Origin of the sequence: Phyllobacterium sp., assembly GCF_037994405.1 — a bacterium.
Classification (GTDB): Bacteria; Pseudomonadota; Alphaproteobacteria; order Rhizobiales; family Rhizobiaceae; genus Phyllobacterium.
Genome location: NZ_JBBNAN010000348.1, coordinates 1 through 3,346 on the forward strand (window position 1 = coordinate 1; position 3,346 = coordinate 3,346).

1 protein-coding gene and 1 pseudogene are annotated in these 3,346 nt (G+C 60.4%); one reads left to right on the forward strand and one right to left on the reverse strand.

Annotation, left to right across the window (positions count from 1 at the left end; all coding sequences use genetic code 11):
* Positions 1-2,809 (reverse strand): adenylate/guanylate cyclase domain-containing protein (locus tag AAAC48_RS19385; protein ID WP_340655755.1); only part of this gene is annotated, 2,809 nt, incomplete at its 3' end.
* A 186-nt stretch (positions 2,810-2,995) separates the two neighbouring features.
* Here AAAC48_RS19385 and AAAC48_RS19390 point away from each other — a divergent pair.
* Positions 2,996-3,139, forward strand: a pseudogene (locus AAAC48_RS19390) (transposase); the annotation flags it as partial.
* Between the last annotated feature and the right edge of the window lie 207 nt (positions 3,140-3,346).

The window sequence follows — 3,346 nt, forward strand, 5'->3', positions numbered from 1 at the left end:
GCTTCAAACAGGCGATGGCCCCCCAACCCGAAGCCCACAAAACGACACTCCATCTTCCGTTTTCCCACGCTGTCGATAAGTTCAGCTCGACAACCCGGACTACGCGGTGCCAAAGCCCCTTATAAAACCAAGGCTCGGCTTCCATTGCCAACCACGAGCGCACCTGCAGGTCGTGGGTTGACGCTGCAATTCCTCGGGCCATTGCTGCGAACTCCAGCGACCGCTCCAGCCTGCCCGCGCGGGCATTGTAGCAGCGACCCGCGCCTGCAACGAAATCACCAAGCTGTTCTAGGTCCCCAACGTGCTTGCAGAGCTCGACGGCCTTTTCGATCTTACCGAGCGATTCTTCGAGCCGGCCAGTATTACCCAGGAAATAGGCGTAACGGCGCGCGACCTGGGCCTGAAGCTCCGCGTCTGCGACACTGGCACGCCGCTCTGCGGTCGCCAGCAAAGACTCCTCCCGCCAAGCCATTCCCTTGAACGACTCCAGGCGTGCCAAAGCCGGGACATTTCCCTCAGCGAGTTCAATTGCCTTGTTGATCCGGTGAAGCGCTTCAGCGCGCTCTCCTTCAGTCGCGTATCCCTCCCCGCCGCTTGCGATTTGGGCCAGGACGGTTTGGAGGTAGGCTTGCCGGTACTCCGCGGTGTCGGGAAGGTGTTCCAAGGCATAGATGGCGCGCCGGTAATGCTGTGCCGCCTCCCAATCAGCAGAGCGGCTTTCGGCTTTCGCCCCAGCGCGAAGCCGGCAGTTCAGGGCGTCTTGCCAGATATTCGCACATTCGTAGTGATGCGCTAGCAATGACGGCTCATCACTCGACGACTGCTCTAGCGCACCAGCAATGCGCCTGTGCAGTTCTCTTCTACTATCGCGGAGCAGGCTGCTGTAGGCCGCATCCTGAAGAAGGGCGTGCTTGAAGACGTAACCCGGTCCCGAGGCGGTTTGGCGGGAGACCAGCAAGCCGGCGCCCACCAACGCGTCCAGAGCATTCTGAAGCACAGCTCCGTCCAGATCGCACATGCGCTCCAGGAGCTCGATCGTGAACTCGCGACCGATCGCTGCTGCGGTCTGAATCACCTGCTTTCCGGTGAGGAGCCGGTCGAGCCGGGCCATAAATAGGTCCTGAAGAGATGCGGGTACTTCGAGCTTCAACTCACCCGTGGCGCTTGCTTGGTTTTCTTGTGCCTCGATGAGGGTCCGAGCCATCTCCTCAAGAAAAAGCGGGACGCCATCGCTCCGATTCACGATCTCTTCGAGAATGTGAGCGGGCAGCAAGGCCGCATCTGTCACGGAATTTAGCATTTTCTCGCACTCACGCTTACTGATGCGATTCAACATCAGCGTCGTGACGTGAGGCTGATCCGACCACGCGACGCGGATCCCAGGGCGTGAGGTGACCAGCAGCAGGACCGGCAGGGTCTCCACCCTGTCGACGAGTCTGTTCAGAAATTCGAGCGTCGACGGGTCGCACCAGTGCAAGTCCTCGAAGACAAGAACCGCGGGCCCGTTTGCGCAGGATTCCTCCACAACGCCTGTAAGCACCTCAAAGGTTCGCTCCGCCTGTTGGACCGGATCGAGTCCCGACAGACCCTCTCCTCCATTCGTCGGTATTGAGAGGAAGGTAGCCAGAATCGACAATTGCTCCTCGGCAGCGGATATCGGCAGTATCGCCGCAAGCCTTCTCAGCTTTTCGCCAGGATCGAGGTCCGGTCGAATGTCGGCTGCCTGCTCAAGTTGCATGGCCAGAGGGTGAAACGCTCGGTCCGTGTGAGAGGGCGAGCACTGGTATGTCAGGCGCGTATGGGGCCGGTCGAGCAGCCTGGCCCGCAAGGCCTCGCAAAGCCGAGACTTGCCGATGCCGGGCTCGCCCGAAATGAGGACGACCTGGCCTTCTCCTGCCTCTGCCTGCTGAAATCGTTTCGTAAGCAGTTCCACCTCATCGTCGCGCCCGATCAGCGGCGTACGAAGTCCGCCGTGCAGCGCCTCAAAGCGCGTCTCCTTGGGATCATTGCCGGTCACGCACCAAGCGCGCACGGGCTCCGCAAATCCCTTCAAGGACTGCTCGCCAAGCTCGGTTGTCTTGAACAGATTGCCGAGCAGCTTCCGCGTGCTCGACGCGACCACCACAGTCCCAGGCTCCGCGACGCTTTGCAGGCGCGCCGCCAGATTCGGCGTTTCGCCGACCACAGCTTGCTCACGTGCCGTACCTGCGCCGGTCGTTTCACCGACCATTACAAGGCCGGTCGCGATGCCGACACGAGCTGCAAGGGGCCGTCCTATTGCGGTGTCCAACGTTGCGACTGCCGATGTCAGTTCGAGACCCGCCTGGACGGCGCGCTCCGCATCATCCTCATGGGCGCGCGGCCAGCCGAAATAGACCAGGACCCCATCGCCCATAAACTTGGCGATGTGCCCATTCCATCGCGCGACGGTTTTCGCGCAGCTTTCGTGATACACACGGATGGCGTTGGCCAGGTCCTCGGGGTCGAATTCCACCGAGAGAGGCGTCGAACCCACAAGGTCACAGAACATCACCGTGAGATGGCGGCGTTCGGCTGACACTTCCTCCGGGGACCTAGCACGTGCGACGGGTTCCGCGACAACTTCCTCATGCCGCGCATTGTGGGTCCGTGAAAGGACGGCGATCGCATCGAGAAGCCTCCGGCGATCGCCGACCGTGGCAACGCCCATCTCCTTGAGGTCCTCCCCCGTTAAGCTTGGCAGCACATCGCGATCGATTTTGTTCCTGGCGAACGCTTCCGCGTACTCCCCAAAACCTTGGCCCTCCAGCCACTCGGCGATATCGCGCATGGCAGTTCCTCGACTGGCTACGGTCCGTTCTAATGAGCGTCATTCCTGGGTTCGCGCTATGTCGGCCGCAAGTCAATTGTCTCCGTCGGACCGGCTCACTGTCAATTCCAAATTGGTGCTACCGTAACGCAGGACGAGGCCTTGAGTGCGCGTTGATGTGGTCCTCGTCTGTAAATGGGTCCGAGCATGCGATATGAACTTAGCGACTCTGAGTGGCGCGTCATTGGGCCGATGCTCCCGAACAAGCCACGGGTCATTCCCCGTGTCGACGACCGGCGCATTCTCAACGGCATCTTCTGGGTCTTGCGATCAGGCGCTCCGTGGCGCGATAATCTCGCAAGTCCCGCTTCAGCGAGAACTCGTGACAAATACGACCGGTAGTCGTTTTAAGAAAATTCGCCGCGACGCAGACATGACACTAGGGGCCTTTGCCGCAGAGCTGCAGATGACTCCCGCGACGTATCTCACCTATGGCATGGTGATCGGGAGATACCGTCTCGCTTGATTTTAACGCTATTTCACAAATTCGGTGTCGAT